Annotated in this window: 2 protein-coding genes and 1 pseudogene; 2 read left to right on the top strand and 1 reads right to left on the bottom strand. The window is 39.6% G+C overall.

Translation table 11 applies throughout. The features are described from left to right. Positions 1-243, bottom strand: a pseudogene (locus H6G26_RS40875) (ATP-dependent RecD-like DNA helicase); the annotation flags it as partial. A gap of 315 nt (positions 244-558) precedes the next feature. Between H6G26_RS40875 and H6G26_RS40870 the strand changes: the two are divergent. Then, a complete protein-coding gene (locus H6G26_RS40870) occupies positions 559-1314 on the top strand; it encodes a ParA family protein (RefSeq protein ID WP_190737769.1) in 756 nt (251 codons plus the stop codon). After that, positions 1311-2264, top strand: a complete 954-nt coding sequence (locus tag H6G26_RS44130) for a ParB/RepB/Spo0J family partition protein (protein ID WP_190737767.1) — start codon at positions 1311-1313, stop codon at positions 2262-2264. Before H6G26_RS40870 ends, H6G26_RS44130 begins: the two co-directional genes overlap by 4 nt. The last annotated feature ends 192 nt before the right edge of the window (positions 2265-2456 follow it).

The raw sequence follows: 2456 nt of genomic DNA, 5'->3' as shown, positions 1-2456 counted from the left end.
GTGTGCTCTTCCGATCTGATGGTCACGCCAGAAACCAGTTAGCTGTAGAGTTTGACCTGGCTGAATATTGGCAAAGCTGCCGACAATTGTTGTGAGTTCTGTGTTGCGGGGGCGAGTCAGTCTTGCCACAGTGTAGCCTGACTCAGCAGAGTAAAAAGTTAGGCGTTCTACGACTCCGGTGATTGTTTCGTGTTGAGGAAAGGCGCTTACTTGTTGAGGGGAAAGATTAGGGGGAGTGGACATTGCTTATGATCAGATGCCGCACATCATTATAATACTGGAATTCAGTTAATTATAGTACATAGATACTAAGTTAAATGCCCACTATTATTATCATTGAAAACTCACTCTAGTTTAAGCTTGAAAGTCGGCGTAGTAGGGCTGACACCAGATTAACCCTTGCTTGTGGAGACTGAAAGAGTTAGCAATAGTAATAGAATGAGCAAAATTCTAGTTGAAATGTTAAAGTTCAGTCTCTGCTAATGTAAGTTTCTTTTGCCAGTATGTGACTGATACCGATATTGTTAAGTTGATGTCTTTATTATTTCTGTTCAGTTAATGAGCAAGGTCATTGCAATTTTTAATCAGTCGGGTGGTGTCAGCAAAACTACTCTGACAATGAATTTAGGCTACCATTTGGCTCAAAGTCAGCAAAACGTTTTATTAGTGGATATGGACCCCCAAGCTTCACTAACTACTTTTATGGGATTAGAGCCATCTGAACTAGGTAAGACAGTTTATGAAGCTATTTTGGGAGAAGAACCATTACCAATTCATCAGAATATACATGGTATGGATATGGCTCCCGCGAACATCAACTTAAGTGGCGCAGAATTAGAACTTGTTGTCGCAGATATGCGAGATATTCGGCTAAAGGAGGCTCTTGAACCAGTTCTAGCACAATACCAGTTCATTTTAGTTGATTGTCCGCCAAGTCTCGGTATTCTTAGCTATATTAGCTTGGTGGCAGCCACACATGTACTCATTCCTATTCAAACTGAATATAAAGCTTTAAAAGGAACAGAACTATTGTTAACAACGATTGCGCGTGTCCGTTCTCGGGCAAATCGAAAATTACAGATTGCTGGAGTAGTTCCAACTATGTACGATAACCGAACTGGACAAGGCTCCCAAAGCTTACAGTCAATTACTAATTCTCTATCTAAAATTGGTACCATCTATCCAGCTATTCCGCGATCAGTAGCTTTTGCTGATGCAGCCCAAGAGCATATACCTTTAGCACTTTACAATTCTAAGCATCCATCTGTCACTATTCTTAAACAGATTGCTCAAAGTTTGGAGACGTTACCATGAGTCTGAAGAAGCGTGTTAATCAACCTTACGAAATTAAAGGAGTTGATGCTTTATTTGGAGTTGAAGAAGCAGTAGACAATAGTAGCGCTGCTTTCCTTATCCCAATAGAACAAATAGTTTTACCACATCAACAACCTCGTCGCTACTTTGCTCCTCAAGCCATGCATGAGTTAGTAGAGTCAATTAAACAGCATGGAATTCTTCAGCCCCTTCTCGTCCGTCCTCAAAAGGATGGAAAATATGAACTAGTTGCAGGAGAACGTCGTTTCCGAGGGGCTAAAACTGCTCAATTAGAGTTTGTACCTGCTGTTATCAGGGAAATGACAGATGTTGAAGCACTTGAACTAGCACTCTCGGAAAATCTCCAAAGAGAGGACTTAAACCCAATTGAGGAAACAGAGAGTATTGTTGCTCTCTTAGGATTAAAACTTAATCAAACCACAGAATCAATAGTTGCTTTACTTCAATCAGCAGCTCATCCAGAACGAGAGGCTGTGGATAACGTTATCCACAGCCAAGAATGGCAGTCTCTACTTGAGGTATTTAACACAATCGGAAAGTTTTCCCCCGAAAGTTTTAGAACCAATCGTCTCCCATTATTAAAACTTCCTATAGATGTTATGGAAGCTCTCCGGTCAGGAGTAATCGAGTATACTAAAGCCAAAGTGATTGCGCGGGTTAGGGATGAAGCCCTACGTAAATCATTACTGTCTGATGCAATTCAAAATAATTTATCTTTAAGTCAAATTAAAGAGCGTCTTGCTGAAATTCAAGCAAACACGCCTGGAAATACAGATAAAAAATCATCTTCTTTAAAGAAGAAGATAGATGAAGCCTACATTAAAGTAAAAAAATCAAAGGTTTGGGATAATCCCAATCAGCACAAGCGATTACAAAAAATATTAGTAGAGCTTGAAGCTTTATTAATTGAAAGCAGTGATGATAACTGAAACTACATTTAGTATGGCAATCAGCATTCCTAAAGTCATTCCTTTAAAATAGGCAAATGGCGATTAGATTGTTACGGGAGAAGTGCTTTCTACAACAGCGATTCCTTCACCTTGGCAGCAATGATGACACACAACCTCTTAAAGAGTGATTGGCAAGAGATATTTACGATTGATAATGCAAAAGTTGAAAAT

Source organism: Nostoc sp. FACHB-888 (genome assembly GCF_014696655.1).
Classification (GTDB): Bacteria; Cyanobacteriota; Cyanobacteriia; order Cyanobacteriales; family Nostocaceae; genus Nostoc.
The sequence above is the reverse complement of the archived record's forward strand: the minus strand, read 5'-3'. Positions and strand labels throughout refer to the sequence as shown.